General features: G+C 63.3%; 23 protein-coding genes and 1 other RNA gene. 12 read left to right on the forward strand and 12 right to left on the reverse strand.

What is annotated here, in order from left to right; genetic code table 11:
* Positions 1-81 precede the first annotated feature (81 nt).
* Positions 82-456 (forward strand): septal ring lytic transglycosylase RlpA family protein, encoded by a 375-nt coding sequence (locus tag GC125_RS18245; RefSeq protein ID WP_151986955.1) that lies wholly within the window; start codon positions 82-84, stop codon positions 454-456.
* 7 nt (positions 457-463) lie between these two features.
* On the opposite strand, the gene GC125_RS18250 is transcribed toward GC125_RS18245, so the two are convergent.
* The 6 genes from GC125_RS18250 to GC125_RS18275 form a co-directional block, all read right to left on the reverse strand.
* Positions 464-2,107 (reverse strand): ABC transporter ATP-binding protein, encoded by a 1,644-nt coding sequence (locus tag GC125_RS18250; RefSeq protein ID WP_151986956.1) that lies wholly within the window; start codon positions 2,105-2,107, stop codon positions 464-466.
* Entirely contained in the window at positions 2,107-2,961 is an 855-nt protein-coding gene (locus tag GC125_RS18255; protein WP_151986957.1) for an ABC transporter permease, read from the reverse strand. The genes GC125_RS18250 and GC125_RS18255 overlap by 1 nt, the downstream gene beginning before the upstream one ends.
* Positions 2,958-3,908 carry an ABC transporter permease gene (locus GC125_RS18260; RefSeq protein WP_151986958.1) on the reverse strand — a complete coding sequence of 317 codons (951 nt, stop codon included), beginning with the start codon at positions 3,906-3,908 and terminating at the stop codon, positions 2,958-2,960. Before GC125_RS18260 ends, GC125_RS18255 begins: the two co-directional genes overlap by 4 nt.
* A 91-nt stretch (positions 3,909-3,999) precedes the next feature.
* Positions 4,000-5,484, reverse strand: a complete 1,485-nt coding sequence (locus tag GC125_RS18265; RefSeq protein WP_151986959.1) for an ABC transporter substrate-binding protein — start codon at positions 5,482-5,484, stop codon at positions 4,000-4,002.
* A 40-nt stretch (positions 5,485-5,524) separates the two neighbouring features.
* Entirely contained in the window at positions 5,525-6,844 is a 1,320-nt protein-coding gene (locus GC125_RS18270; protein ID WP_286165571.1) for an acetylornithine deacetylase/succinyl-diaminopimelate desuccinylase family protein, read from the reverse strand.
* 63 nt (positions 6,845-6,907) lie between these two features.
* Positions 6,908-8,146, reverse strand: coding sequence for a lytic murein transglycosylase (locus GC125_RS18275; protein WP_151986961.1), 1,239 nt, complete (start codon positions 8,144-8,146; stop codon positions 6,908-6,910).
* 170 nt (positions 8,147-8,316) lie between these two features.
* On the opposite strand from GC125_RS18275, the gene GC125_RS18280 reads away from it, so the two are divergent.
* The gene (locus GC125_RS18280; RefSeq protein WP_151986962.1) at positions 8,317-8,997 is read left to right on the forward strand and encodes a DUF1236 domain-containing protein; all 681 of its coding nucleotides are present in this window, start codon (positions 8,317-8,319) and stop codon (positions 8,995-8,997) included.
* 75 nt (positions 8,998-9,072) lie between these two features.
* On the opposite strand, the gene recR is transcribed toward GC125_RS18280, so the two are convergent.
* From recR to ffs, 4 genes are all read right to left on the reverse strand, one after another.
* Complete coding sequence (gene recR, locus GC125_RS18285; protein ID WP_151986963.1) at positions 9,073-9,678, reverse strand: recombination mediator RecR; 606 nt, start codon at positions 9,676-9,678, stop codon at positions 9,073-9,075.
* Between the two features lie 59 nt (positions 9,679-9,737).
* On the reverse strand, positions 9,738-10,061 hold the full coding sequence (locus tag GC125_RS18290; protein WP_151986964.1) for a YbaB/EbfC family nucleoid-associated protein: 324 nt from the start codon (positions 10,059-10,061) through the stop codon (positions 9,738-9,740).
* Between the two features lie 44 nt (positions 10,062-10,105).
* Entirely contained in the window at positions 10,106-12,043 is a 1,938-nt protein-coding gene (locus GC125_RS18295; RefSeq protein ID WP_502706074.1) for a DNA polymerase III subunit gamma/tau, read from the reverse strand.
* 180 nt (positions 12,044-12,223) lie between these two features.
* Positions 12,224-12,321: signal recognition particle sRNA small type (ffs, locus tag GC125_RS18300), an RNA gene on the reverse strand.
* Positions 12,322-12,424: 103 nt separating this feature from the next.
* Here ffs and GC125_RS18305 point away from each other — a divergent pair.
* Entirely contained in the window at positions 12,425-12,829 is a 405-nt protein-coding gene (locus GC125_RS18305) for an HIT domain-containing protein (RefSeq protein ID WP_151986965.1), read from the forward strand.
* A gap of 8 nt (positions 12,830-12,837) precedes the next feature.
* Positions 12,838-13,791 (forward strand): NAD(+) diphosphatase, encoded by a 954-nt coding sequence (nudC, locus tag GC125_RS18310; protein ID WP_151986966.1) that lies wholly within the window; start codon positions 12,838-12,840, stop codon positions 13,789-13,791.
* A 24-nt stretch (positions 13,792-13,815) separates the two neighbouring features.
* Here nudC and GC125_RS18315 read toward each other — a convergent pair whose 3' ends face one another.
* Together GC125_RS18315 and GC125_RS18320 are read right to left on the reverse strand one after the other, a co-directional pair.
* Positions 13,816-14,715 (reverse strand): prephenate dehydratase, encoded by a 900-nt coding sequence (locus GC125_RS18315; protein ID WP_151986967.1) that lies wholly within the window; start codon positions 14,713-14,715, stop codon positions 13,816-13,818.
* A gap of 12 nt (positions 14,716-14,727) precedes the next feature.
* Entirely contained in the window at positions 14,728-15,477 is a 750-nt protein-coding gene (locus tag GC125_RS18320; protein ID WP_151986968.1) for a 3-deoxy-manno-octulosonate cytidylyltransferase, read from the reverse strand.
* A 150-nt stretch (positions 15,478-15,627) separates the two neighbouring features.
* Here GC125_RS18320 and GC125_RS20100 point away from each other — a divergent pair, with 150 nt between their 5' ends.
* From GC125_RS20100 to GC125_RS18370, 8 genes are all read left to right on the forward strand, one after another.
* Positions 15,628-17,340 carry a c-type cytochrome gene (locus tag GC125_RS20100; protein WP_199864640.1) on the forward strand — a complete coding sequence of 571 codons (1,713 nt, stop codon included), beginning with the start codon at positions 15,628-15,630 and terminating at the stop codon, positions 17,338-17,340.
* 177 nt (positions 17,341-17,517) lie between these two features.
* Positions 17,518-19,398: an extracellular solute-binding protein gene (locus GC125_RS18340; RefSeq protein ID WP_151986969.1), complete on the forward strand. Its 1,881-nt coding sequence runs from the start codon at positions 17,518-17,520 to the stop codon at positions 19,396-19,398.
* A gap of 4 nt (positions 19,399-19,402) precedes the next feature.
* Positions 19,403-21,295, forward strand: coding sequence for an extracellular solute-binding protein (locus GC125_RS18345; RefSeq protein WP_151986970.1), 1,893 nt, complete (start codon positions 19,403-19,405; stop codon positions 21,293-21,295).
* 42 nt (positions 21,296-21,337) lie between these two features.
* On the forward strand, positions 21,338-22,441 hold the full coding sequence (locus GC125_RS18350) for a microcin C ABC transporter permease YejB (protein ID WP_151986971.1): 1,104 nt from the start codon (positions 21,338-21,340) through the stop codon (positions 22,439-22,441).
* Positions 22,442-22,559: 118 nt separating this feature from the next.
* A complete protein-coding gene (locus tag GC125_RS18355; RefSeq protein WP_286165692.1) occupies positions 22,560-23,639 on the forward strand; it encodes an ABC transporter permease in 1,080 nt (359 codons plus the stop codon).
* Between the two features lie 11 nt (positions 23,640-23,650).
* The gene (locus GC125_RS18360; protein ID WP_151986973.1) at positions 23,651-25,291 is read left to right on the forward strand and encodes an ABC transporter ATP-binding protein; all 1,641 of its coding nucleotides are present in this window, start codon (positions 23,651-23,653) and stop codon (positions 25,289-25,291) included.
* Positions 25,288-25,932 carry an NUDIX domain-containing protein gene (locus GC125_RS18365; protein ID WP_151986974.1) on the forward strand — a complete coding sequence of 215 codons (645 nt, stop codon included), beginning with the start codon at positions 25,288-25,290 and terminating at the stop codon, positions 25,930-25,932. The genes GC125_RS18360 and GC125_RS18365 overlap by 4 nt, the downstream gene beginning before the upstream one ends.
* Complete coding sequence (locus tag GC125_RS18370; protein ID WP_151986975.1) at positions 25,929-26,900, forward strand: 2-hydroxyacid dehydrogenase; 972 nt, start codon at positions 25,929-25,931, stop codon at positions 26,898-26,900. The genes GC125_RS18365 and GC125_RS18370 overlap by 4 nt, the downstream gene beginning before the upstream one ends.
* The last annotated feature ends 52 nt before the right edge of the window (positions 26,901-26,952 follow it).

The raw sequence follows: 26,952 nt of genomic DNA on the forward strand, positions 1-26,952 counted from the left end.
CCGATTCAGAGCGTGACCGGGCGTGCCCGGTTCTCGCCCCATTTGCCCCGTTCCTCGCAAGGATCAACGGGGTAATTGTTTATGAAATTTCTAAAGGTTTCGGCCGCAGTAGCCGCTATTGCTGCGATCGCACCCATCCTGCCGCCATCGTCGGGGAACATCGCTCAGGCGCAGGAACAATGCGGGCGGGCCTCTTGGTACGCACTGACGTCCATGACCGCTTCGGGCGAACAGATGGATCCAGGCAAGCTGACCGCCGCCCATCGCAATTTGAGCTTCGGCACCAAGGTCCGCGTGATCAATCAAAACAATGGCCGTTCGGTCGTCGTACGCATCAACGACCGCGGTCCTTTCATCAAGAACCGGGTCATCGACGTTTCCCGTGCGGCTGCCAGCGAACTCGGCTTCGTCAGCGCCGGCGTGACCAGCATCTGCTACCAGATCATCAGCAGCTGAACGGCATTCAGACGGACGACCGTGCCAGTTCGACGCCTCGGGCTGCCAATGCCGCGTCGAGGTCCGGCGCAGCCGCCAGAAGTTCTGCCGTGTAGGCATGCTTGGGCATCGCGAACACGTCGTTCGTCGCGCCTTCCTCGACGATCCGCCCGTCTTTCATCACCATCACCCTATCGGTGATCGCGCGCACGACGGACAGATCGTGCGAGATGAACAGGTAGGAAACCGATAGCCGGCTAGAAAGCTCGGCCAGCAGATCCAGGATCTGGGCGCGGATCGATACGTCCAGTGCAGAGACCGCTTCGTCCAGAATGACGAGCTTCGGCTCGACGATCAGTGCGCGCGCAACCGCAATGCGTTGACGCTGGCCGCCCGAGAATTCGTGGATGAAGCGCTTGCCTGCGTCGGCTGCCAGCCCCACAGCTTCGAGCACGGCACCGACTTTGCGGCGCCTCTCAACCTCTGACGGTTTCTCGCTCAAAAGATGTAGCGGCTCGGCAACGAGCCGATCCACGCGATGGCGTGGATTGAAGGACCCGTAGGGATCCTGGAAAACTACCTGGATCAACCGCCGCTGATCGGCCGCGGGTGGCTTTCCCGCCTGGGCGAAGGGTTTGCCGCGCAACGTGATCTGGCCGCCCTGCAGCACTTCCAGGCCGAGAAGAGCACGCGCCAGCGTCGATTTCCCACAGCCAGACTCGCCCACCAACCCGACATTTTCGCCCGGGAAGATGGCGAAGCTCACATCGTCGACGGCTCGCACGACCTTGGCACTGCCCGCGAACAGGGAATTCGGTACGTAGTCGCGCACCAGATTGTCGACCTTCAGCAGCGGAATGTCGCCCTGTTCCGGCACATAGGGCCGGCGTGCCGGCGCATGGCGCGAGGCGGCGAGAAGGCGCTGCGTATAGGGATGATCCATGCGCCTGAAGAGATCTTCGGTCGCAGCGCATTCGACGATCCGACCCGCCTCCATCACGCCGATCCGATCCGCTATGTCTGCAACGACCGCCAGATCATGGGTGATCAGCATGACGCCGATCCCGTCTTCGACCACCAACTGTTTAAGAAGGTGCAGAATCTGCGCCTGCGTCGTCACGTCGAGCGCCGTCGTCGGTTCGTCCGCGATCAGGAGCTTGGGCTTCAGCGCAATGGCGATGGCGATCCCGACGCGCTGGCGCTGGCCGCCGGACAATTCATGCGGATAGCGGTCGAGCGGGAAACGGTCGCTCGGCAACCCAACGCGCGCCAGCGTCGCGCGCGCGGTATCGAGCGCATCCTTGCGGCTTCGATCCGTGTGGATGCGGATCGTTTCGGCCACCTGCTGGCCGATGGTGTGCAGCGGATTGAGCGCCGTCATCGGCTCCTGGAAGATCATGCCGATCTCATTGCCGCGCAGATGGCACATCGTTTCTTCGGGCAGCCCGACCAGTTCGCGTCCGGCCAGTTTGATGCTGCCCGAGAGCTGAGCGCCGGCCGGCAGGAGGCGCATGGCGCTCATGGCTGTGAGCGACTTGCCGGACCCGGATTCACCGACAAGGCCGAAGATCGATCCGTGCGGGATCTCGAAGTTCACATCTTGGAGGATGGGTGTGCCGCCGATCGAGAGGCTGAGATCGCGGACGGCCAGCAGGGGTGCACCGCCACTCATCAGCGCCTCACCGCTTCCATGCGCGGATCGGTGAGATCACGCAGGCCATCGCCGAGCAGGTTGAGGCCGAGCACGGTCAGCACGATCGCCAGCCCCGGGATCACGGCCAGTTGTGGCGCCAACGCGATCATCGTCTGGGAGTCGGCAAGCATCCGGCCCCAGCTGGCGAGCGGCGGCTGGGCGCCGAGACCAACATAGGACAGACCCGCTTCGGCCAGGATGCCCAAGGAAAACTGGATCGTCGCCTGGACGATCAGAAGGTTCGCGATGTTGGGCAGGATATGCTCGAGAGAGATGCGGACCGCGCCCTTGCCGGCGACCCGCGCCGCCATGATGAAATCCCGCGTCCAAAGCGACAGAGCGCCCGCCCGCGACAACCGCGCGAAGACGGGGATGTTGAAGATGCCGATCGCCACGATCGCATTGACGGCGCCCGGCCCGAAAACGGCGGTGATCATGATGGCGAGCAGCAGCGCTGGGAAGGCGAAGACCAGATCGTTGAACCGCATGATGAGCTCGTCGATCCACCCACCGCGCCGTGCCGCCGCCCACATGCCGAGCGGCACCCCGATCACCATGCCGACGCCGACCGCGATCAGCGCCACGGCGATGGAGGTTCGGGCGCCCACCATGATCATCGACAGGAGGTCGCGGCCATAATGATCGGTGCCGAGCCAGTTCTGGGGCGATGGCGGCAGGAGACGGGCTGAAACGTTGAGCCGCGCGATGTCGGCGGGCGTCCAGACGAGCGAGACGAGCGCCAGGATGACGAAGATCGCCGTCAGGATGGCGCCGATAAGGAACGACGGATTGCGCAGGAACCGGCGCGTCCGGTGGGAGGACGCCGCGCTCATAGCGTGCCCCGTCGCAGGCGCGGATCGATGAAGGCGTAGGCGATGTCGACCAGGAAGGTGACGAGCGTGACGGCGAAGACCAGCAGAATCACCACGCTCTGCACCACGATCAGATCGCGTTGGGTGATGCCCTGGAACACCAGCCGGCCAAGGCCCGGTAGGAAGAAGACGTTCTCGATGATGATGGCGCCGGCCAGAAGGAAGGAGAACTGCAGACCGATGATCGTGAGCACGGGGATCAGCGCATTCTTGAAGGCGTGCCGCCGAAGCGCCTGGCCGCGCGAAAGCCCCTTCGCACGCGCCGTGCGGATATAATCTTCACCCAGCGTGTCCAGCAGCGCGGAGCGGAGAACACGCGCCAGGATCGATGCCTGCGGCAGGGCCAGCGCGATGGCCGGCAATGTCAGCGCCTTCATGGCCGGCACGAAGCCCGCCTCCCAGCCGGGGAAACCGCCGGCGGAAAACCAGCGCAGCGTGACGGAGAACAGAAGCACCAGAAGCATCGCGAACCAGAAGTTCGGCACCGCAATGCCGATCTGCGACAGCCCCATCACCGAGATGTCGCCTGCTGTGTTGTGCCGTCGCGCTGCGAACAGCGCCGCCGGTATCGCAATCACGATCGACAGCAACAGCGCGAGGAAGGCAAGCGGGAGCGACAGGCCGATCCGGTCGAGGATCAGCTGCGAGACCGGCACGCGGTAGGTGTAGGATTGGCCGAAATCACCGACCACCACCCCCCCGACCCACTCCAGATAGCGGAGCAACAGCGGCCGATCGAGGCCGAGTTCGCCGCGAAGAGCTGCAAGCGCCGCCGGGTCGGCATTCATGCCCATCATGAACTGGGCCGGATCGCCTGGCACGACGCTCATCAAAAGGAAGATGACGATGCTCGCGGCGAACATCGTCAGTGCAAGGACCAGAAGCCGGCGTGCGAGATATCTCAGCATGCGATCCTGCCTCGAGGCAGCGCCGCCTCTACAGCAGGCTGGTCGTTAAAGGCGACGCCCGTCATCTTCGGCCCCCCCCCGGCGTCGTGCGCTACTCCTCCCAGTAAACGCCGGTCATGTCGTTTGCCTGGGTCGGGGCATTTTCCCACATGCCCTTCAGCCGGGCATCGGCAACGCCTGTCTTCGGCAACTGGAACAGGAAGGCGTTCACGTAGTCGTCTGCGATCTGTTGCTGAGCCCGCTGCAGGATCTCGTTTCTGGCCGCCTCGTCAGACGTCTCGTCCAGCTCCGCCATGATCGCTTTGAAATCGTCGCTTTTATAGCGGAAATAATACTCGTCGCGGGCGTAGATGTTGATGTCCAGCGGCTCGGTATGGGATACGATCGTCAGGTCGAAATCTGCGTTGGTGAAGACCTGCTCCAGCCATTGCGCCCATTCAAGCGCCACGATCTCCGCCTCGATGCCTACCTCGCGCAGCTGCGAAGCAATAATCTCGCCGCCGCGACGGGCGTAGGACGGTGGCGGCAGCTTCAGCGTCACGCTGATGCCATCCGACAGGCCGGCCTCTTCGAGAAGCGCGCGCGCGCGCTCCGGGTCGTAGTTCGACTGCTCCGTCAGGTCGATGTAGGCGGGATGATGCGGTGCGAAATGGCTGCCGATCAGCGTGCCGTAGCCGAAGAGCGCGCCGTCGATCAGTGCCTGCCGGTCGATCGCATGGGCGATCGCCTGGCGCACGCGCACATCATCGAACGGCGCCTTGGAATTGTTGATGCCGAGAACCGTCTCGCCTTCGGTCGAGCCGATGATGACGGCAAAGCGCGGATCGGCCTCGAACTGGACCAGGTTTTCGGGCGCGGGGAAGTTCGGGAAGGCATCTATATCGCCGGCCATCATTGCCGCGAAAGCAGCCGTCGGATCGGCGATGAACTTGAAGGTGACCGTTTCAAGCGCAGGCGCATCACCCCAATAGGTGTCGGACCGGGTCAGCGTGACGCTGTCGCCCTGAACCCAGTTTTCGAAGCGGAACGGCCCGGTGCCGACCGGATTGGTGGCGTTCGATCCAGCACTTTCCTCTGCGACGATCACCGCATCGCCCCAGGCCAAGTTGAACAGGAAGGACCCGTTGGGTTCGCTGAGCGTCACCTCGACAGTCGCCGGATCGATCGCCTCGACGCTGGCGATGTCCTCGAACAACACCTTCTGCGCATTGGTCGAATCCTCGGCCATGGCACGGGTCAGCGTGAAGACGACGTCCTCCGCATCGAAGGCCGAGCCATCGTGGAAACTGACAGTCTCGGCGAGCGTGAAAATGTAGGTGAGCCCGTCGTCCGAAATCGACCATTCGCGCGCAAGTGCCGGAACGATCGTGCCGTCGGCGGCAAAGCGCGTCAGACCCTCGAACACGTTCGCGTAGACGACTTCGTCGATCGCTGCCGCGGCGCCTGCGGTCGGATCGAGGTTCGGCGGTTCCAGCTGCATGCCGATCGTGGCGCCCGTTTCCTGCGCGCCGGCCAAAGCGGTCGATGCGAGAAAAAGGGCCGCAGCCGCGGCACCGATGGCGAAACGCTTGCTCATGATCGTCACTCCGTTGATCCCGCCGGCCTTCTCACGGGCGTCATTTTCCAACCTTAGCCGAAGCGGCACCGCCGGCAAGCAGGTCTCCCAGCGCGACGGCCATGATCGTCGCGCTTTCCACCATGTCGTCGATGCCGACATACTCGTCAGGCTGGTGTGCCAGGTCGAGGATGCCGGGCCCGTAGGCAATACAGTTCTTGAGCTTGCCGATCCGGTCGATGTGCTTCTGATCGTAGGTCCCCGGCGAGACGACGTAGACCGGCGGACGCTTCAGCACCGTTTCGATGGCATCTGCAACGGCCATGACCACGGGCGCGTCGCGCTCGGTCATTGTCGGGCTCACCTGCCAAAGCTCCTTCAAGGCGTAATCGAAGTCCTTGCGGCCAGCCTTCAGACCCTCGAGAAGATCGACGATCTCGCCGCGTACCTCGTCGGCGTTCTCCTCGATCAAATAGCGTCGATCGATCACCATGCGGGCGGAATCCGGCACGCAGGCCGATGGGAAACCGGTGTAATCCGCGTCAAGCTCCGCCTGGCCACCATGGAGCGAATTGATGTTCATGGTGGAGTTGCGCGCGCCGTCCGGCACGACAGGCATGGATGTCGACTTGGCGGCGAGCTTCGGGAAGAGATCGTCCTCCATGGCGCGCATCACCGCCCCCATGTGGCGCACCGCGCAGTCGCCGAGAAACGGCATCGATCCGTGGGCGATCCTGCCTTTGGTCTCGATTTCGGCCCACCAGACCCCGCGGTGGCCGAGACAGACGCGGTCCTTGTTCAGCGGTTCGGGAATGATGACGTGCTGGACACGGTCCGGGGAGAAATAGCCTTTTTCGGCAAGCCAGGCGACACCGCCATAGCCGCCCGTCTCCTCGTCGGCCGTGCCGGAAATCTCGATGGCGCCGGCAAAATCCGGGTTCTCGGCAATGAAGGCTTCCGCCGCAATGATCGATGCGGCGAGGCCGCCCTTCATGTCGCAGGCGCCGCGCCCGTAGACGCGCCCGTCCTTGACGACCCCGCCGAAGGGATCGACGGTCCATCCCTTCCCCGTCTCGACCACGTCGGTATGGGAATTGAAGTGAACGCATTGGCCGGGCATGCGGCCTTCGCGACGCGCGACGATGTTCCAGCGGGGATGGCGCGTGCTGTCTCCCGGTGTTCCTTCAGCACGCAGCAACTCGATTGCGAAGCCGGAGGCAGACAATCGCTTGTCCAGATAGTCGCAAATATCACGGTAGTTTTCGCCAGGCGGGTTCAGCGTCGGAATGCGGATGAGATCCTGAGTCAACGCCACGAGATCGTCGCGCATCGTCTCGATACGGCCCGCCAGCCGCTCGGCGTTCCCGTTCCTTGATGTCACCCGCATTCAACTCCCGCATCACGCAACGGCAGTTGAACCGAGGCAGCCTGCGATTGCAAGAACCTATCGGATGACTGAAACCAGATCGCGATCGGGAAAGCAGGTCGGCGCACGCCCGGCACGGACCTGCCATTCGCCAATGGAGCGGCGCGTCTTGAAGCCGGGCAGACCGTCCGCGCCGCCCACATCGTAGCCGGCGCCTTCAAGTGCCCGCTGCATCGTCGCGATATCGGAACGCAGCATGCTGCCGACGTTGCCCCAGCTGCCGCGAAAACCGCCGGAGCCGTAGGCAATGCGATCACCGAGATTGCCTACGAAAAGCGCGTAATTGTCGGAGTTGTTGTATTCCTTGAAGACGTAGAAATTCGGCGTCACGATGAATTCCGGGCCGTGCCTGCCGGCCGGCACCAACATCATACCGGCGCCCCGGCGCTCGTTCTCGGGAAAGGCATTTCCGGAAATGCGGCGGATGCCCATCTGCTCCCACTCCGCAATCGGCCGGGCACGGTCTGGTCCTTCCTGCGCACAGGATACGCCGTCTGGAATGACGACCTCGAAGCCCCAGTCGCGGCCGCGCTGCCAGCCCTTTTGTGCAAGATAGTTTGCGATGGATGCGAGTGCATCAGGCACCGAGTTCCAGATGTCGCGGCGCCCGTCGCCATCGAAATCGACGGCATATTCCAGGTAGCTCGAAGGCAGGAATTGCGGCTGACCCATCGCGCCGGCCCAGGAACTTTTCATCGCGGCCGGTGAAATGTCGCCGCGTTCGAGGATCTGCAGCGCGGCGATCAGTTCACGGCGGAACAGGTCAGGACGGGTGGACATGAAGGCCTTGGTGGCCAGCACCCGAATGGCCGAATGCGGAATGGCCGCCTGGCCAAACCCCGATTCACGCCCCCAGATCGCGACCAGGAAATGACCGGGAACGCCATAGCGTGCCTCGATCTGGGCGAGTACCGGCTGATAGCGCTGGGCAAGCGAGCGTCCGCTGGACGCAAGCCCCTGGAGGCTCTGCTCGGAAAAATAGGCTGCGGGCGAGCGGAACTCTGCCTGTGACTGTTGGCGCTGCGCCGGTGGCGCACTGCCCGGCGCCACGAGGTCGGGCAGGTCCCAATCAAGCGTGATGCCACCGAAGGCCGCGGCGAAGGTCTGGCCCGACACGCCGACGCGCCCGGCCTCCGCTCGAATGTCGTTCTCCAGAAAGGCGCGAAACTGCGCTTCCGTGTCGCCGCGCGACTGGGCCGACACGGATGTCACCAACGCCACCATTGCGGCGAGTGCCGTCACGAATCTCAGGACCATCTGTTTCCCCCTGCCAACGCGAATCATCTGCACGAGCGTAACGAAGCGTGATGGCAGGCAGAAGGCCAAGCGGAACGAAGCCGCCGCCCATTCGTTTAAGGCGGCGTAGGGACACAAGAACAAAATATAGCGAACAACAACAAGAACAACGCCAACAGGAGTTCCTGATCATGACAACCCGTTTCACGAAAATCGCATCCGCGACGATCGTCGGTGCCGCACTTCTGGCATCCGGCGCAGCCTTTGCACAGACGACGGCCTCGGCTGTTGCCGACCTGAACATCCGCTCGGGCCCCGGCCCTCAGTTTCCCGTCACCGGCGTCATCAACACCGGCGAACAGGCAACGGTGAATGGCTGCCTCGAAGGCTCCAAGTGGTGCCAGGTCTCCGGCGCAGGCGGTGAAGGTTGGGCCTATTCCGACTACCTCGCAGCCGATCTTTCCGGCGAAACCGTCGTCGTGACGGAGCGCTACCAGGACGTCGGCGTACCCGTCACGACCTATGATGACGGCCTTGCCGAAGACGGTGCTGTCATGGGCGGCGCCAGCGGCGCGGTCGCTGGCGCACTGATTGCAGGTCCGATCGGCGCAGTCATCGGCGGCGTTGCAGGCGCAGCAGCCGGCGGCACCACCGGTGGCGTGATTGATCCGCCGGAAACCGTCACCACCTACGTCACGAGCAACGCTCCGGAGCCGATCTACCTCGATGGCGAAGTCGTCGTTGGTGCACAGGTTCCCGACACGGTCGAACTGATCGAAGTGCCTGACTACGAATATCGCTACGTGAACGTGAACAGCCAGCCGGTTCTGGTCGACCCGTCCAGCCGTCAGATCGTTTACGTCTATCGCTAAGCGACAATAGCGGTTCTTGCGTCCGAAATGCCGCTGCGGGTCTCCCGTGGCGGCATTTTTTCGTTTGAAGCCCGGTCAGAAGTTGGTGCGTGCGCGAAGAGCGGCCGAGAGAGTGCCTTCGTCAAGGTAATCGAGTTCACCTCCCACGGGCACGCCATGAGCAAGCCGGGTGATCTTCACCTCCATGCCGGCCAGGCGATCGGTGATGTAGTGGGCGGTCGTCTGCCCTTCGACCGTCGCATTGACGGCCAGCACGATTTCCACGATGCCGCCGGCCGCGACCCGCTCGACGAGGCCAGAAATATTCAGGTCGTCCGGCCCGATGCCATCGAGTGGCGATAGCGTTCCGCCGAGCACGTGATAGGCGACGTTCATGGCGCCGGCGCGCTCCAGCGCCCAGAGATCCGCGACATCTTCCACCACGATGATCACCGACTGATCCCGCTGCGGATCGGCGCAGACGGCACAGGGGTCGGTGGTATCGACGTTGCCGCAGCGCGAGCAGACGCCGACCTTGTCGCGCGCTACCGCCATCGCATCGGCAAGCGGCGCGAGCAGCGGTTCCTTCTTCTTGATGAGGTGCAGGGCCGCACGGCGCGCAGACCTAGGCCCCAGGCCCGGAATGCGGGCCAAAAGCTGGATCAATCGCTCGATTTCGGGGCCGGTGACGCGTTTTGCCATGGGCCGTTGTCTAGCCGATCACCGGTTCGATGAACAGGCGGTCGAACGGTGTGTCCGGCCTAAAAGGGGAGCTTCATGCCGGGAGGGATCGGCAAGCCGGCAGTCAATTCCTGGGTGCGCTTCTGCAGCTCTGTCTCGGCCTTGCCCTTGGCATCGTTGTGGGCCGCAATGATCAGGTCTTCGAGCACTTCGATTTCCTCTTCCTTGAAGAGGGTCGGATCGACCTTCATGCCCAGCATGTGGCCCTTGCCGTTGAGTTTGACGGTCACGAGGCCGCCGCCTGCCGTGCCTTCGACTTCGAGCGCTGCAATCTCTTCCTGCAGGCTGCCCATCTTGTCCTGCATTTCCTTCAACTTGCCCATCATGCCCATGATGTCGCGCATCGCATCGTCTCCATTCTTGTTTTTCGTCGTCGGCTTTTGCTCGTTCAGTCGTCGCCCGCGTCGTCGGCGTCGGCGTCGGGGAGGATGTCACCTTCGGCGGATTGCGGCGCGATCTCGGCGTCCGCATCTCCTTCGGTCGAAATACGGACGTCGGTGATCTGCGCACCGGGAAAGCGTGCGAGAATCGCCGCGACATCGGGATCCTCACGTGCATCCTTGACGAGGAGATTGCGCGCGCCGGTTTCCTGCTCGGCAAGCGTTGCCTCGCCCTCTTCGCGGCTGAGCATCACGATCCAGCGGCGGCCGGTCCACTTTTCGAGCGCGACGCTCAGATCGTTGAGAAAGGTTTTCGGAGCTTCGCCCCCGACGGCCGCTTCGATCCGGCCGGGCTCGATGCGAACCGGCCGCAATGCGGTTCGCAAAAGGACTTTCAGCCGTATGTCCCGGTTCTCGTCGGCCAGCGCGACGATCTCCGCGAGAGTGGTCGGGCCCGTCCAATCGTCGGCGTCCGATTGTTCTGCAGGCGTGGTCTCTGCTGCGGCTTCGCTCACGGGCTGCGGAGTGGGAGCTTGCGCAGGCGACACTTCCCGCTGCGGTTCGGGTGTCGATTCGACAGTTCGCAGGATCGCACCGTTCTGACGTGGCTGTTGCTGCGGCAGGGTCCGCATCTGCGGCTGCGCGACCTGCAATGCCGCCGACACCGACGCGGATGCCCCGCCACCGCCCGTGGGTCGGGAGGGCGCTGCGTTGGTCGCACGGCCTTCCGCAGAAGGCTCGTCGGCACGTTCCAATGCGCGGCGCGCGGCATCTTCGGGCGACGGCAGGCTCGCCGCATGGGCCAGCCTGATCAGCACCATTTCCGCGGTCGCGTAAGGACGGTTCGAGGCTTCCGTCTCGGTGATGCCCTTGAGCAGCATCTGCCACAGACGCGACAATACGGGCACGCCGAGTGCAGAGGCGAAATCGGCGCCGCGGGTCCGCTCGGTTTCGGACAGCGATGGATCGTTGACCGCTTCCGGCACGAATTTCAGCCGCGTGACCAGATGCGTGAAATCGGCAAGGTCGGTCAGCACCACGGGCGGATTGGCGCCGGCTTCATATTGGCCCGCAAATTCCGAAAGCGCCGCAGCGACATCGCCGCGCGCCACATGTTCGAACAAGTCGACGATGCGGCCGCGATCGGCAAGGCCGAGCATGGAGCGAACGGCTTCCGCTTCGATCCGGCCGCCGCCATGGGCGATCGCCTGGTCCATCAGCGACAGGCCGTCGCGCGCCGAACCCTCGGCAGCTCGCGCGATCATGGCGAGCGCCAAATCTTCGGCGGGCACATCTTCGGCCTCGGCGACACGGCGGAAGTGATCGACGAGGAGGCCCACATCGATGCGCCGCAGGTCGAAGCGCTGGCAGCGCGACAGGACCGTGATCGGCACCTTGCGGATTTCAGTCGTCGCGAAAATGAACTTCACATGCGCCGGCGGCTCTTCCAGCGTCTTCAGCAGACCGTTGAAGGCCTGCGTCGAGAGCATGTGCACTTCGTCGATGATGTAGACCTTGTAGCGCGCGGAAACGGGCCGGTAGCGCACCTGCTCGATGATCTCGCGGATGTCGTCGATGCCGGTATGCGAGGCCGCGTCCATCTCGATCACGTCGACGTGGCGGCCTTCGATGATCGCGCGGCAATGTTCGCCGAAAACGCGCAGATCGATCGACGGCTCGTGCACCGTATCGGTTTCGTAGTTGAGCGCGCGCGCCAGGATGCGCGCCGTCGTGGTCTTGCCGACACCCCGGACGCCGGTCAGCATATAGGCCTGGGCGATGCGTCCGGACTGGAAGGCGTTGGTGAGGGTCTGCACCATCGGCTGCTGGCCGATGAGATCGTCGAAATCGCGCGGCCGGTATTTGCGGGCGAGAACGCGATATTCTCCGCCGGTCGCTTCGGCGGACGTGTCCTTGTCCCACATGCTGCGCTCGATGCCGCTCATCGGCCGCACTGCGTCCCGTCTGCACGGCGATCGATCGGTGCGGTCATGGCGTCTTCCGTCATCCTCGCTGGGGTTGCCGCCATCTTGGCCCTGCCGAGACCCGGGCGTCAACGCGGTTGGCGTCGCCTGGAACCTCTCGAGCCACAAAGTGCCGCGAATGGTGCGGACCAGGCGGTCAAGGTGGGAGGCTGGCACGATGACCCGTACCGTTCCTCGTTGGGGCTGCTTCCTTCCGGACCTGACCCGGTTGGCGAGTGGTTCGTCCACCACCAACCTCCCGGCCCGGATATCGTTCAAAGGCTTGCCAATTGCAAGGCGGCGCGCGAAAAATGCGGCAAGGCCGTTCGCACATCCGCACGCGCCGGGCACGGAGTAACGCGTATGGCATCCTTCACGCTGGACGAGCGGCTCGAGAACGACAGCATCGCCATGGCGAGCCTCGGTCTTTGCCAGGTGCGGCTGATGAACGACGCCCGCTGGCCCTGGATCATCCTGGTGCCGCAGCGCGACGGGATGACCGAACTGCACGATCTCTCGCCGCTCGACCAGACGATGCTCACCTTCGAGCTCGGCATGGCCGGCAAGGCGCTGAAGGAAGCGACCGGCTGTCTCAAGCTGAACATCGGCGCGCTTGGCAACCATGTGCGCCAGCTCCATATGCATGTGATCGCCAGAAACGAGGGCGACGAGGCATGGCCGGGCCCGGTCTGGGGTGTCGGCACTCGCGACCCCTATGCCAAAGACGACGCCCGCAGCCTCATCGCATCCATTCTCGCAAAGCTTTGACCCACCCCATGGCATCTTTCTTCGACGGAACCGGCGCCGAACCCAGCGCGCGCGTCGCCTTTGCCGGAAACCGGCTGCAACGGCTCTCCGAAAAGCGTCCCGCAGACTGCGTGGAGCAGGCATTGTCGGCGCCAGACACCCGCGTGTTCGGCTTCATCGGCGGCAAACTTCTTCTCGACAACCGGCAAAACGAGCCGCAGGCGGGTCTCTCGTTGAGCGCCTTCGAGGCGCTGTCGCCCGATCGCTCAAACGCCATTCTGCTCGGCTTCGACAAAGGCGTCGCGCAGGTCGCGATGCCGCTCAAGGCCGATGTCGAGACGCTGCCCGAAGGACTCGAAGCGCTCGCGCCGCGTGGGCTCTACCTGAAACATCTGCTGCCGGACGAGACCGTCGGCATCGTCGCGCAAGGCGCGGCGATGGTGAACTGGACGCTTTCGTCGCAATTCTGCGGGGTGTGCGGCGGCCGAACCGTCAGCGAGGCCGGCGGCTACCGCCGTCGCTGCCCCGAAACGGAAGGCGGCTGCGGCACGACTCTCTTTCCGCGCACCGACCCCGTCGTCATCATGCTGGCCATCGACGAAGCCGAGGATCGCTGCCTGCTCGGACGCAGCCCGCATTTCCCACCCGGCTTCTATTCCTGCCTCGCCGGCTTTCTGGAGCCGGGCGAAACGATGGAAGACGCGGTCCGGCGTGAAACCCACGAGGAGGCCGGCATCTCGATCGGGCAGGTGCGCTACCATGCCAGCCAGCCCTGGCCGATGCCGCATACGATGATGGTCGGCTTTTATGCGCAAGCGCTGTCGACGGACATCGCCATGGACGGTGACGAACTGGAAGACTGCCGCTGGTTCACGCGGCAGGAGGCCGTGCGCCTTTTAGAGCGAATCGAGGGCGAACTGACAACGGCGCCGGATGGCACCATCGCCAACCGGCTCTTGCGCGACTGGGTGGCGCGGAGCTAAGCCCGACCACCGCCGTTTGCGGCGCTATTTGGCCGTTTGTACCTGAACCTGCTCCAGTTCCTCTTCCGCCATCTGGGTGACGCGGAACGGGTGTGCCGGGTAAACCCCGAGAATCTTGATCTCGCGCGAGAAGAAGGCAAGTTCCTCAAGCGCGCGGGCGAGATTGTCGTCGTCCGGATGTCCCTGAACGTCGGCATAGAACTGGCTGGCGAAGAACTTGCCGCCCAGCTGATAGCTCTCGAGCTTCGTCATGTTCACGCCGTTGGTCGCGAAACCGCCCATCGCCTTGTAGAGCGCGGCCGGCAGATTGCGCACCCGGAAGATGAACGTCGTCACCATCAGGTCGTTGCTCGACCCGCGAGGCGCCCATTGAGCCTCTCGGGAGAGCACGATGAACCGGGTGACGTTGGTTTCGGTATCCTCGACATTCTCCGCGATGATCTTCAGTCCGTAGAGATCGGCTGCGAGCCTCGGTGCGAAGGCGGCCATGGTCGGGTCGCCGCGCTCAGCGACGAGCTTTGCCGCACCGGCCGTATCGCCGGCCACCACGGGCTTCCACTTGTTTTCGCGAACGATCCGCCGGCACTGGCCGAGCGCGTGGATGTGGCTATGGACCGTCTTGATATCGGCGATGTCGGCGTCGGGCAGGACCATCAGTTGAAAATGGATCGGCATGAAATATTCGCCGACGATGTGCAGCGCGGATTCCGGCAGGAGATGGTGGATATCCGCAACGCGCCCGGCGATCGTGTTTTCGATCGGGATCATGGCGAGGTCGGCCGTGCCCGCCTCCACGGCAGCGAACGCATCTTCGAAAGTCGCGCAGGGCAGCGGCTCCATGTCGGGAAACATGTCGCGGCAGGCCATGTCGGAATTGGCGCCGAATTCGCCCTGGAAGGCGATTTTGCCGGTCATCTCGGTCATTGATTGTCCTTATCAGTCCTTGGCGAGCAGACGCCGCGCCTTTGCAAGATCCGCCGGGGTGTCGACGCCGAGCGGGACCGTGTCGACGATCTCGACATCAATGCGCATCCCGGCTTCCAGCGCGCGCAGCTGCTCGAGCTTCTCGCGCAGTTCGAGGGGCGAAGGACCGAGCGCGACGAAACGGGTCAGCGCCTCGCGCCGATAGGCATAAAGCCCGACGTGATGATAGAGCGGGCCCTCGCCATGCGGTGCGGTCGCACGGGTGAAATAGAGTGCCCGAAGACGGTTGGGGGCGATCTCGGTGCCGACGACCTTTACCACATTCGGATTGGTGCGCTCATCGTCCTCGGTGATTTCGACGGCGAGCGTCGCGATGTCGACCGCTGGATCGTCGAGCGGACGGAGTGCAGCCGCAACACTCTGTGGATCGACGGTCGGCAGATCGCCCTGAAGATTGACGATGCGCTTGATGCGACCCTCGGGATCGAGCGTCTGCAGCGCTTCGGCGATGCGATCGGAACCCGACTGATGTTGCGTGCCCGTCATGATGAAGCGAAACCCGGCGGCCTCAACAGCCTCGCGCACGTCATCGGTGTCGGCGCAAACGGCAACAGGGCCGATCTTGGCTTCCATCGCCCGCATGGCAACCTGGACGATCATCGGCAGCCCACCGATCGGCGCCAGCGGCTTTCCCGGCAAACGGGTGGAGGCCATTCTTGCCGGAATAAGCACGATCGTTTCGCGAGCTTCTTGTGTCGTCATGATTTCCCAGGCCGGAAGGGCGAAAAAGTGTCAAAAAGTCTCAGGCAGGCTGCGACAAACAGTGTTGCAAGCCCTGTGCAAAAGACATAGGTTCCGCGCGAATTCAAGAAGGCCCCTGTCGCAAGGGCAGTGGCGCATCGGAGCTACGGAATGAACTCCTCCTATCTGAACATGGCCGCCGGCGCATTTCTCGGCACAGTTTTTGTCGTTATGTCGGTGTCGCTCGTGTCGGAGTCGTTGTTTCACGCCGAAGCGCCTGAACAAGAAGGCTTCGTTATCGAGGTCGCCGAGGCCGAGACGGGCGATGGCGGCGGTGCTCCGCAGGCGACGCCGATTGCAAACCTGCTGCAGACGGCCGATGCCGCTGCCGGCGAAGCATCCTTCGCCAAGTGCCAGGCTTGCCACACCGTCGACGAAGGTGGCGCGAACCGCGTCGGCCCGAACCTCTGGGGTGTCGTCAACCGTCCGATCGCCAGCCACGAAGGCTTCAGCTATTCGGCCGCAATGACGGAGTTCTCCGAAGGCGGCGAAGTCGTCTGGGACTACGAACACCTTGCCGGCTTCCTTGCCGCACCGCGCAGCTACATCCAGGGCACGGCCATGAGCTTTGCCGGCCTGACGCGCGAAGACGAGCTTGCCAACGTCATTGCCTATTTGCGCGAACTTTCCAGCGAGCCGGCACCGTTGCCGGAGCCCGTCGAGGTTGCCGAAGCACCTGCCGAGGGCGCTGAAGGCGGCGAAGGCGAAGCAGCCGCTGCCGAAGGCAGCCCGGCGCTCGCGATGCTCGCCGATGCTGACGCCGCAAACGGCGAATCGATCTTCCGCCGCTGCGCCGCATGCCACGGCGTCGAAGAAGGTGGCGCCAACCGCGTCGGCCCGAACCTCTGGGACATCGTTGGCAACACGGTGGCCAACAATGAGGGCTTCTCCTATTCGTCCGGCATGGTCGAATACAGCGAAGGTGGCGCCAAGGTCTGGGAATTCGCCAATCTCGACGCCTTCATCCTCGCACCGCGCGAAGAAGTTCCGGGCACGTCGATGGGCTTTGCCGGTCTTCCAAACGATAGCGACCGCGCCGACCTCCTTGCCTATCTCGCAACGCTTTCCAGCGAGCCTGTAGAATTGCCGGCAGCTGGTGGCGAAGAAGCCGCCGCTCCCGCCGAAGGCGAGGCAGCACCGGCCGAAGGCGAAGAAGCACCTGCGGAAGAAGCCGCGCCTGCTGAGGGCGAAGCTCCTCCTGCTGAGGGCGAAGCTGCTCCTGCAGAAGATGAAGCAGCGCCGGCCGAGGACGCGGCACCCGCCGAAGAAGGTACCGCTCCCACCGAAGCACCTACGGACGCCGAGCCCACCGGCGATGGAGCAGCCGTTCCCGCCGAAGGCGAACCGGCCGACACCGACGCTGCCGCGCCTGCCGATGATGCGACCGAAGGCGACGAGGCTGCCCCTGCCGAAGGCGCAGCGCCTCCCGCGGACGAGGAAGCTTCGGCTGCTGCCGGTGGCGCTGTTGCACTCATCGCTTCTGCTGATGTTGCTCTCGGCGAAGAAGTTTTCCAGGAATGCTCGGCCTGCCACACTGTAGATGAAGGCGGCGAAGCGCTTGTCGGTCCTAATCTCTGGGGTGTCGTCAACCGTGACGTCGCCGGCGTCGAGGGGTTCGAATATTCCGAGAACTTCGTGGACTATGGTGGCGAAGGCGCTGTTTGGGACTACGCCCTGCTCGACCAGTTCCTCGCTGCACCAATGGACGAAGTCGAAGGCACCTACATGGCCTATCCTGGGGTCGTCGAGGATGACCGTCGTGCGGCCGTGATCGCCTATCTGCGCACGCTGGCCGAAACGCCTGCCGAACTTCCCGCCGAATAAGCGGCTTCAACTTCCACTCGTTTCAAAAGCCGGGGCCCTCGCTCCGGCTTTTCGATTCAAGGCCACACCGTCAAGGCCAAAACCAAGCTTCGCTTCACGACCGCGTGACAGGGCCCAGCCTGTTCTTTGTCACAATTTTGCTTATTGTCGTGTGGTGCAACGCATGAGGAGACCTGCATGATCGCAGCCTGTGGCAAGACTTCAAAGCAGCGCATCGCCGTCGCGGCACTCGGGGCCATCCTGATGCTGGCGAACGCCGCTTCCCCCGTCGTCGCACAGGAGGATGAGGCCCGGCAGTGGCGCCACGGCGCAGCCCTCATCGGCGATCCCAAATATCCGGCAGATTTCCCGCATTTCGAGTATGTGAACCCCGAGGCACCCAAGGGCGGAACGCTCCGCCTGTCGACCTCGGGTTCGTTCGACACCTTCAACCCGCTGCTGGCACGCGGCGAAGTGGCGACCGGGCTCAACCTCGTCTACGAAACGCTCATGGAGCGCTCCCAGGACGAGGCATCCGCCGAATACGGGCTGCTGGCCGAAGCGCTGAGCTATCCCGACGACTATTCCTCCGTCACCTTCCGGCTTCGCGAAGGCGCGCGCTGGCACGATGGCGAGCCGGTCACGCCGGAAGACGTGATCTGGAGCTTCGAGAAGGCGATCGAACTCGATCCGCAGCGGCAGTTCTACTACCAACACGTCACCGGGGCCGAAGCCACCGGTGAACGGGAGGTGACCTTCACCTTCGACGAGGCGAACAATCGTGAATTGCCGCAGATCGTCGGACAGTTGCTCATCCTGCCGAAGCACTGGTGGGAAGGCGAAGGTCCCAAAGGACAACCGCGCGACATCGGCACAACCACGCTGGAGCCGCCGCTCGGTTCGGGCCCCTACCGGATCTCGGCCTTCAATCCCGGCGCCGACGTCACCTATGAGCGGGTCGAGGACTATTGGGGCGCAGACGTTCCGGCGCGCGTCGGCACGAACAATTTCGACCGCATCAGCTACATCTATTTCGCCGATCGCAACGTTGAGTTCGAGGCCTTCAAGGCCGGCAATTTCGATTATTGGGTCGAGAACGCCGCCATTCGGTGGGAAACCGGCTATGATTTCCCCGCCGCCAATGACGGCCGCATCGTGCGCGAGGAACTGGAAAACCCGTATCGCGCCTCCGGCCAGCTCGTCGGCTTCATTCCCAATCTGCGCCGCGAAAAGTTCCAGGACGAACGCGTGCGCCGCGCACTGAACTACGCGTTCGATTTCGAAGAACTCAACCGCACGATCTTCTTCGGCGCCTATGAGCGGGTGGACAGCTATTTCTTCGGGACGGAACTGGCGTCTTCGGGCCTGCCGCAGGGCGAGGAGCTGGAAATTCTGGAAAGAGCCCGCGACCAAATCCCGGCGGAAGTGTTCGACACGGAATACACCAATCCCACCGGCGGAAATCCGCAGGCGCAACGCGAAAACCTACGCGAAGCCGTGCGGCTGTTTTCGGAAGCCGGCTATGAAATCCAGAACAACCGGATGGTCAATTCGGAGACCGGCGAACCTTTCTCGTTCGAGATCATCCTCAACGGACCGACCATCGAGCGCGTCGCCCTGCCCTGGAGCGAGAACCTCCGCCGCATCGGCGTTGCCGTCAGCGTGCGCACGGTCGAGCCGTCGCAATATATCAACCGTATCCGCTCGCGCGACTTCGACGTGATCTATGCCGGCTGGGGCCAGTCCCTGTCGCCCGGCAACGAGCAGTGGGAATATTGGGGCGGACGGTCGGCCGACCGCGAAGGATCGCAGAATTTCGGCGGCATCGTCGATCCGGGAATCGATGCCCTGATCCGCGAAGTCGTCTTCGCAGACGACCGCGACACACTCATCGCGGCGACGCGGGCTCTCGACCGCGTCCTGCTCGCCCATGATTACGTCATCCCGACCTACACGGCGCGTGCTGCCCGCATCGCCTACTGGGACAAGTTCGCTCGGCCCGAGCTTTTGCCTGAATATTCGATCGGCTTCCCCGATGTCTGGTGGTCGAAAGACGCCGAAGGCGGCGATGAGGGCTGAGCCAATGCCCTCCCGTGACGGTCGGCACGCACTGAACCGGCGCCAGTTTCTCACGGGCGCCGCGGCGACGGCGGCCGCGCTGTCGCTGCCGATTTCGATCAGCGGCGCCTTTGCCGCCAATCCAACCGGCCAGCGGCTGCACGGGCTCTCCGCTTTCGGGGAGCTCAAATACGCAGCCGACTTTGCCCATTTCGACTATGTGAACCCGCAGGCCCCGAAAGGCGGCCGGTTCCACACTGCCGTTGCCAACTGGCTCTACAACCAGAACCCACAGACCTTCAACACGCTGAATACATTCGTGCTCGCCGGCGATGCGCCACCGCGCATGACCATGTGCTTCGATACGTTGATGGTGTCGGCGCTCGATGAACCGGATGCTCTCTATTGCCACGCGGCCGAGTGGGTCGAGATTGCCGAAGACCGCAATTCGGTCCGTTTCGGCCTGCGCGACGGCATCCTGTTCCATGACGCGACACCGCTGACGGCAGGGGACGTTGCCTTCTCGCTGCAATTGATCAAGGAGAGCGGCCACCCCGACCTCTCGTCTGCACTTATGTCCATGGTCAGGGCCGAGGCGATCGACGATCGTACGGTGGAGGTCGGCTACGATGGCCAGCAATCCGGACGGGCCATCCTCGCGCTCACTTCCATCCCAATTCTGTCGCAGATCTATTATTCGGCTAACGACTTCAATGCATCTTCGCTGCACGTGCCGGTTTCCTCCGGTCCATACAGGCCGAGCCGCGTCGAGTCGGGTCGCTTCATCGAATATGAGCGCGTTCCAGACTACTGGGCGACGGACCTGCCGACCGGGAGGGGCCTTGCCAATTTCGACGTCATCCGGATCGAATTCTATGCGGAGCGCACGGCCGAATTCGAAGCCTTCAAGAAGGGCGACATTCATTTCCGCCAGGAATCGACCGCGCAGGTGTGGTCAACCGGCTATGAGTTTCCAGCCGTCACCGATGGCCGCGTGCTGAAACAGGAGTTTCCGCGCGAAACGCGCCCATCGATGCAGGCTTGGGCGCTGAACCAGCGGCGAGAGCCGTTCGACGATATCCGAGTGCGCGAGGCGGTTAGCCTCTGTTTCGATTTCGAGTGGACCAACGACAAGCTGTTTTACGGGGTCTACGCGCGCTCGCAGTCGCCCTTCGAGAACTCCGAGTTCAAGGCCGAAGGCCTGCCCACGGGCGCGGAACTGGAATTGCTGAATGGCTTGAAGAGCCCTCTGCCTGACGGCGTTTTGGGCGAGCCACGGGTGGCGCCGCTCTCGGATGGCTCAGGCCGTGATCGAAGACTTCTGCAGCGCGCCGTCGAGCTTTTGCGCGAAGCAGGCTTTGCGCAGCAAGGCGGCCGGCTCTTGCGCGATGGTCGGCCCATCGCGCTGGAAATCCTTATCCAGGCGACGGTGTTCGAACGGCTTCATGCGGGCTTCATCCAGAACCTGCGCCGGATCGGCATCGATGCGTCGCTTCGGTTGGTCGATTCGGCGCAGTATACGGCGCGGACGAACGACTACGATTTCGACATGGTCATGATGGCCGTCCAGTTTTCAGCGACGCCGACGGCTGAATCCTTCGAGACCTTCGTTTCGACCCGCTCGGCCGATCCGAAAGGCATGCGCAATCTTCCGGGCGCCAAGGACGCAGTTTACGACGGGCTTCTCGACCACATGGAACGGGTGGAAAGCCGCGAAGAGCTGGTCACGGTCATGCGCGTGCTCGATCGGGTCTTGCGGGCGCGGCTCGACTGGATTCCAAACTGGTACTCGGCGAATCACCTCGTGGCCCATTGGGACATGTTCGGCTTCGTCGATCCGAAACCGGATTATGGCTGGCCGGTGGAACAGCTCTGGTGGTACGACCAGGAGAAGGCTCAGGCAATTGGCAGGACATAGCTCTGCACGCCCCAAAGGGCATTTCAGAGGGAACCGCATCTGATGGGCGCTTATATCGCGCGTCGCCTGCTTTTGATGATCCCGACGATCTTCGGCATCATGGCGATCTCCTTCGCCGTCATCCAGTTCGCCCCGGGCGGGCCGGTCGAACAGGTCATCGCGGATCTGACTGGCCAGGGCGACGGCTTGTCCGACCGGATCGGCGGCGGCAGCGGCGATCTCGGTGCCGGCCAGGAATTTTCCGGCAACGACGGTGGCTCGTCGCGCTATCGCGGCGCGCAGGGGCTCGATCCGCAATTCATCGCGCAGCTCGAAGCGCAGTTCGGCTTCGACAAGCCGCCGCTCGAGCGCTTCGCAACCATGATCTGGAACTATCTGCGGTTCGATTTCGGCAACAGTTATTTCCGCGACGTGTCGGTGATCGATCTCATCGTCGAGAAACTGCCCGTCTCCATCTCGCTCGGCGTCTGGATTCTGCTTCTCTCCTACATCATCTCCATTCCGCTCGGCATCAAGAAGGCCATGGAGGACGGCTCACGCTTCGACGTATGGACGTCCGGCATCATCATCGTCGCCTACGCGGTCCCGGGCTTCCTGTTCGGCATTCTTCTGATCGTGCTCTTTGCCGGCGGGTCGTTCTTCGACTGGTTCCCCTTGCGCGGCCTCGTCTCGGACAATTTTGCCCAGCTCTCCTGGTGGGAGAAGATCATCGATTATTTCTGGCACCTGACGCTGCCGCTTCTGTCGCTGGCGCTGGCCGCCTTTGCCACGACGACGCTTCTGACCAAGAACTCGTTCATCGACGAAATCCGCAAGCAGTATGTGACGACAGCACGGGCGAAGGGGCTTTCGGAGCGCTCGGTGCTCTACAAGCACGTCTTCCGCAACGCGATGCTGATCATCATCGCGGGTTTTCCGGCAGCCTTCATCTCGGCCTTCTTCACCGGCTCGCTTCTCATCGAGACGATCTTTTCGCTCGACGGTCTCGGCCGCCTCGGTTTCGAGTCCGTCGTGCGGCGCGATTATCCGGTCGTCTTCGCGACGCTCTACATCTTCTCCCTGATGGGGCTTCTGATCGGTCTCCTCTCCGACCTGCTCTACACCTGGGTCGATCCGCGGATCGATTTCGAGCGGAGGGATGTCTGACATGACCGTCACCCAGCCCATTCCGCCGACAGAGCGCTCGGCGCCAGTAGAGACGCCGGGGCCAGGCACCGATACGCCCATTGCGCCACAGCGTCCGAAGCGAGCCTTCCTCTCGCCGATGAACCGGCGCCGCTGGCAGAACTTCAAGGCCAACCGGCGCGGCTACTGGTCGATGTGGACATTCCTCGTCGTGTTCGTTCTGGCGATGCTGGCCGAATTCATCGCCAATGACCGCCCGATCATCGCGTCCTACAATGGCGAGATCCTCTTCCCCGTCGTCGTCGACTATCCGGAGGAGAAATTCGGAGGCTTCCTTGCCCAGACCGATTACCGCGATCCCTTCATTCAGGAGGAGATCGAGGCGAATGGCTGGATGATCTGGCCGCCGATCCGCTATTCCTACCAGACGGCCAATTCCAACATTCCGCGCTCGGCACCGACCCCGCCATTCTGGATGATGAGCGAGAGCGAGCGTTGTTCGGCCTACCCGCTCGGACCCGACGATCCCAATTGCACGCTCGGCAATATGAACTGGCTCGGCACGGACGACCAGGCGCGCGACGTGAGCGCTCGGCTGATCTACGGGTTCCGCATCTCCGTGCTCTTCGGGCTCATTCTCACGGCGGCATCGGCCGTCGTCGGCGTCGCTTCCGGTGCTGTGCAGGGCTATTTCGGCGGTTGGACGGACCTGATCCTGCAGCGCTTCATCGAGATCTGGTCCTCGATGCCGGTGCTCTACATCCTGTTGATCATCGCCGCGATCCTTCCGCCAGGTTTCTGGATATTGCTCGGGATCATGCTGCTCTTTTCCTGGGTCGCCTTCGTCGGCATCGTGCGTGCGGAATTCCTTCGGGCGCGCAATTTCGAATATGTGAACGCTGCGCGCGCCCTCGGCGTGTCGAACACCACGATCATGTTCCGCCACCTGCTGCCGAACGCGATGGTCGCCACGCTGACCTTCCTGCCCTTCATCCTGTCGGGCTCGATCACGACGCTGACCTCTCTGGACTTCCTGGGCTTCGGCCTGCCGCCCGGCTCGCCCTCGCTCGGCGAAATGATCGCGCAGGGCCAGCGCAACCTGCAGGCACCCTGGCTCGGCATCACCGCCTTCCTCGTCATATCGCTGATGCTTTCGCTGCTGATCTTCATCGGCGAGGCGACCCGCGACGCCTTCGACCCGCGCAAGACTTTCCGGTGAGGGGAACCGCATTGACCAACGCGCCAAGCACGCCCCTCCTGTCCGTTCAGGATCTGTCGGTCGCCTTCCATCAGGAGGGCGTCACCGTTCCGGCGGTCGATCACGTGTCGTTCGATATCCATGCCGGGGAAACGGTGGCGCTCGTCGGCGAATCCGGGTCCGGCAAATCGGTCTCGGCGCTTTCGGTGCTGAGATTGCTGCCCTACCCGGCGGCCAGCCATCCATCGGGACGCATCCTGTTCGACGGCCAGGATCTGCTGTCGGCCGATGTGAAAGCGCTGAGGCGCGTGCGCGGCAACGACATCACGATGATCTTCCAGGAGCCGATGACATCGCTCAATCCGCTCCACTCCATCGAAAAGCAGATCGCAGAAATCCTGATGCTGCATCAGGGCATCCGTGAGAACGAGGCGCGGCCGCAGGTCATCGACCTCATGCACCAGGTCGGCATTCGCGAGCCGGAGAAGCGGCTGGAGGCGTTTCCGCACCAGTTGTCGGGTGGGCAGCGCCAGCGCGTCATGATCGCCATGGCGCTCGCCAACCGGCCGAAGCTTCTGATTGCGGATGAGCCGACGACCGCGCTCGACGTGACCGTTCAGGCGCAGATCCTGGAGCTTCTGAAATCGCTGAAAGACAAGCACGGCATGGCCATGCTGTTCATCACCCACGACCTCGGCATCGTCCGCAAGATCGCCGACCGTGTCTGCGTCATGACCAAGGGCAAGATCGTCGAGACGGGACCGACCGCCGAGATCTTTGCCAATCCGCAGCATGATTACACGCGCCATCTGCTGGCGGCCGAGCCCAAGGGCCGCGCGCCTGCCTTGAACGAGAACGCGCCCGTCGTGCTTTCCGGCACCGGCGTGAAGGTCTGGTTTCCGATCAAGAAGGGGTTCCTGCGAAAGACCGTCGACCATGTGAAGGCGGTCGACGGCATCGATCTCGAACTGCGCGCCGGCCAGACGCTCGGCGTCGTCGGCGAGTCCGGATCCGGCAAGACCACGCTGGGCCTCGCGTTGACGCGCCTGATCGCATCGGAGGGCCGCATCGGCTTCGTCGGCAAGGACATCAATGCCTTTTCGTTCGCCGAGATGAAGCCGCTGCGCAATCGCATGCAGGTCGTATTCCAGGATCCCTACGGATCGCTCTCGCCACGCATGTCGATCGCGGAGATCGTGGCCGAAGGGCTTGCGATCCACGAACCCAAGCTTTCCGCCAGCGAGCGCGATGCAAAGGTCGTCGAAGCGCTGCAGGAAGTGGGCCTCAATCCGGAAACCCGCTTCCGCTATCCGCATGAGTTTTCCGGCGGGCAGCGCCAGCGCGTCGCCATCGCGCGCGCCATGGTGCTGAAGCCGCGTTTCGTGATGCTGGACGAACCGACCTCGGCGCTCGACATGAGCGTGCAGGCACAGGTGGTCGATCTCCTGCGCGATCTGCAGAAGAAGCACGATCTCGCCTATCTCTTCATCAGCCACGATCTGAAAGTGGTTCGTGCGCTTGCCAACGAGGTGATGGTGATGCGCAACGGCAAGGTGGTGGAACGCGGAACATCCGACCAGATCTTCGATAACCCGCAGACGGATTATACCAAGGCGCTGATGGCAGCAGCCTTCGATATGGAAACCGTCGCCAGGGAAGCGGTCAACCAGTGACCGAAGCGTCGATCGACCTCAGGGACGGCGAGAGCCGCATCCGCATCGATGCGCGCGAGACGTTGTTTTCGGGCTTTCGCACCTATGATCTCGTCACCTTCGCGGAAGCCAACCAGGCGACAGGGCTGGTCGAGCCGGATGACAGCGCGCAGGTGCTGACGCGCGAGCTTCTGGTTACGCACCGCACGGCCGCGGTTCTTCCCTACGATCCAAAAAGCGGCGATATCATCCTGCTTCGGCAATTCCGGCTCGCGGCGCATCTGCGCACCGGGCGCGGCATGATGATCGAGATCGTCGCCGGCGCAGTCGATGCAGGCGAGGACGTCGAGGCCGCGGCACTGCGGGAACTGACGGAGGAAACGGGCCTCGTCGCCGAGACGCTGCACTGGGCAGCCGATTTCCTGCCGACGCCCGGAATGGCGGACGAATATGCCACGCTTTTCGTCGCGCCGGTCGATGCGACCGCATTCCACGCGCAGGCTGGCACCGACGAGGACGAAACGATCTTCCCATTCCGCGTATCGCTTGAAGATGCCATTGCCGCTGCGGACGCTGGCTTCATCACCAACGGCTTCACGCTGCTCGCCCTCAACTGGTTTGCCCGCCACCACGCCCGCTTTGTCGATCTACAGGACGCATGATGGACACGTTACGCAAGGGCCGCGTTCTTCTGTCGCTCACCGGTTGGTCCCCGGACGTCTGGGTCGATGCGCTGCGCCGGCAAGCACCGGATCGCGAAATCGTGCTGGCGCCCGACCATCCCGCCGATCCGACGATCGACTATGCGGTCGTCTGGAAGCAACCGCACGGGATCCTGAAGGACCTGCCGAACCTCAAGGCGATCTTTTCGATCGGAGCCGGCGTCGATCACCTCTTCCAGGACCCGCATGTGCCGGACGTCCCCATCGTCAGGGTCGTCTCGACCGATCTCACGCTGCGCATGAGCGAATATGTCGTCTGGCAGGTGCTCGACCATCACCGGAAGGGCCCGGCTTATCGGGACCAGCAACGGCGTTGCATCTGGCGTGAAGACCTCGCCCAGAAATCGGCGGACAAGGTCACCGTCGGCATTATGGGCCTGGGACATCTCGGGCTCGATGCGGCGACCAAGTTGCAGGCACTGGGCTTTCGGGTCACGGGCTGGTCCCGCCGGCCGAAAAAATCGGCTTCCGGCATCACGGTATTCGCTGGTGAAGACCAACTCGGTGCGTTTCTGGGCTCTGCCGACATGATCGTCTGCCTGTTGCCGCTGACGCCCGATACGGCCGGCATTCTCGCAGCGCCGCTTTTCGCACAGATGAAGAAGCCCGGACCGGACTTCGCGGGGCCCATCCTCATCAATGCGGGCCGCGGCGGATTGCAGAACGAGGCTGATATCCTGCTAGCCCTCGAAAGCGGTGCACTGGCCGCCGCCAGCCTCGATGTCTTCGAAAGCGAACCGCTGCCCGCCTCAAGCCCACTCTGGCGTCATCCGCGGGTGACGATCACTCCGCATGCCGCGGCGGCCTCCTCGCCAGCCAAGATCATCCCGCCGATGGTTACGCAGATGAACCGCCACGATGCAGGCGAGCCGCTGACCGACCTTGTCGATCGCGCCGCCGGCTATTGATCGGCTGTGGCATGCGGGTAAATTGGCCAAAGTGACACTGCCTGGACGTGTG

The organism is Rhizobium sp. EC-SD404 (assembly GCF_902498825.1).
Lineage (GTDB): Bacteria > Pseudomonadota > Alphaproteobacteria > Rhizobiales > Rhizobiaceae > Georhizobium.

Excerpts from the sequence above, each read along its gene's own strand:
- GC125_RS18350 (WP_151986971.1), top strand. The coding sequence starts at position 21,338 with ATGGGCGCTTATATCGCGCGTCGCCTGCTTTTGATGATCCCGACGATC.
- GC125_RS18340 (WP_151986969.1), top strand. The coding sequence starts at position 17,518 with ATGATCGCAGCCTGTGGCAAGACTTCAAAGCAGCGCATCGCCGTCGCG.
- GC125_RS18260 (WP_151986958.1), bottom strand. The coding sequence starts at position 3,908 with ATGCTGAGATATCTCGCACGCCGGCTTCTGGTCCTTGCACTGACGATG.
- GC125_RS18255 (WP_151986957.1), bottom strand. The coding sequence starts at position 2,961 with ATGAGCGCGGCGTCCTCCCACCGGACGCGCCGGTTCCTGCGCAATCCG.
- GC125_RS18345 (WP_151986970.1), top strand. The coding sequence starts at position 19,403 with ATGCCCTCCCGTGACGGTCGGCACGCACTGAACCGGCGCCAGTTTCTC.
- GC125_RS18315 (WP_151986967.1), bottom strand. The coding sequence starts at position 14,715 with ATGACCGAGATGACCGGCAAAATCGCCTTCCAGGGCGAATTCGGCGCC.
- GC125_RS18355 (WP_286165692.1), top strand. The coding sequence starts at position 22,560 with ATGAACCGGCGCCGCTGGCAGAACTTCAAGGCCAACCGGCGCGGCTAC.
- GC125_RS18265 (WP_151986959.1), bottom strand. The coding sequence starts at position 5,484 with ATGAGCAAGCGTTTCGCCATCGGTGCCGCGGCTGCGGCCCTTTTTCTC.
- GC125_RS18275 (WP_151986961.1), bottom strand. The coding sequence starts at position 8,146 with ATGGTCCTGAGATTCGTGACGGCACTCGCCGCAATGGTGGCGTTGGTG.
- GC125_RS18295 (WP_502706074.1), bottom strand. The coding sequence starts at position 12,043 with ATGAGCGGCATCGAGCGCAGCATGTGGGACAAGGACACGTCCGCCGAA.
- recR (WP_151986963.1), bottom strand. The coding sequence starts at position 9,678 with ATGGCAAAACGCGTCACCGGCCCCGAAATCGAGCGATTGATCCAGCTT.
- GC125_RS20100 (WP_199864640.1), top strand. The coding sequence starts at position 15,628 with ATGAACTCCTCCTATCTGAACATGGCCGCCGGCGCATTTCTCGGCACA.
- GC125_RS18290 (WP_151986964.1), bottom strand. The coding sequence starts at position 10,061 with ATGCGCGACATCATGGGCATGATGGGCAAGTTGAAGGAAATGCAGGAC.
- GC125_RS18250 (WP_151986956.1), bottom strand. The coding sequence starts at position 2,107 with ATGAGTGGCGGTGCACCCCTGCTGGCCGTCCGCGATCTCAGCCTCTCG.
- nudC (WP_151986966.1), top strand. The coding sequence starts at position 12,838 with ATGGCATCTTTCTTCGACGGAACCGGCGCCGAACCCAGCGCGCGCGTC.
- GC125_RS18245 (WP_151986955.1), top strand. The coding sequence starts at position 82 with ATGAAATTTCTAAAGGTTTCGGCCGCAGTAGCCGCTATTGCTGCGATC.
- GC125_RS18305 (WP_151986965.1), top strand. The coding sequence starts at position 12,425 with ATGGCATCCTTCACGCTGGACGAGCGGCTCGAGAACGACAGCATCGCC.
- GC125_RS18280 (WP_151986962.1), top strand. The coding sequence starts at position 8,317 with ATGACAACCCGTTTCACGAAAATCGCATCCGCGACGATCGTCGGTGCC.
- GC125_RS18370 (WP_151986975.1), top strand. The coding sequence starts at position 25,929 with ATGATGGACACGTTACGCAAGGGCCGCGTTCTTCTGTCGCTCACCGGT.
- GC125_RS18320 (WP_151986968.1), bottom strand. The coding sequence starts at position 15,477 with ATGACGACACAAGAAGCTCGCGAAACGATCGTGCTTATTCCGGCAAGA.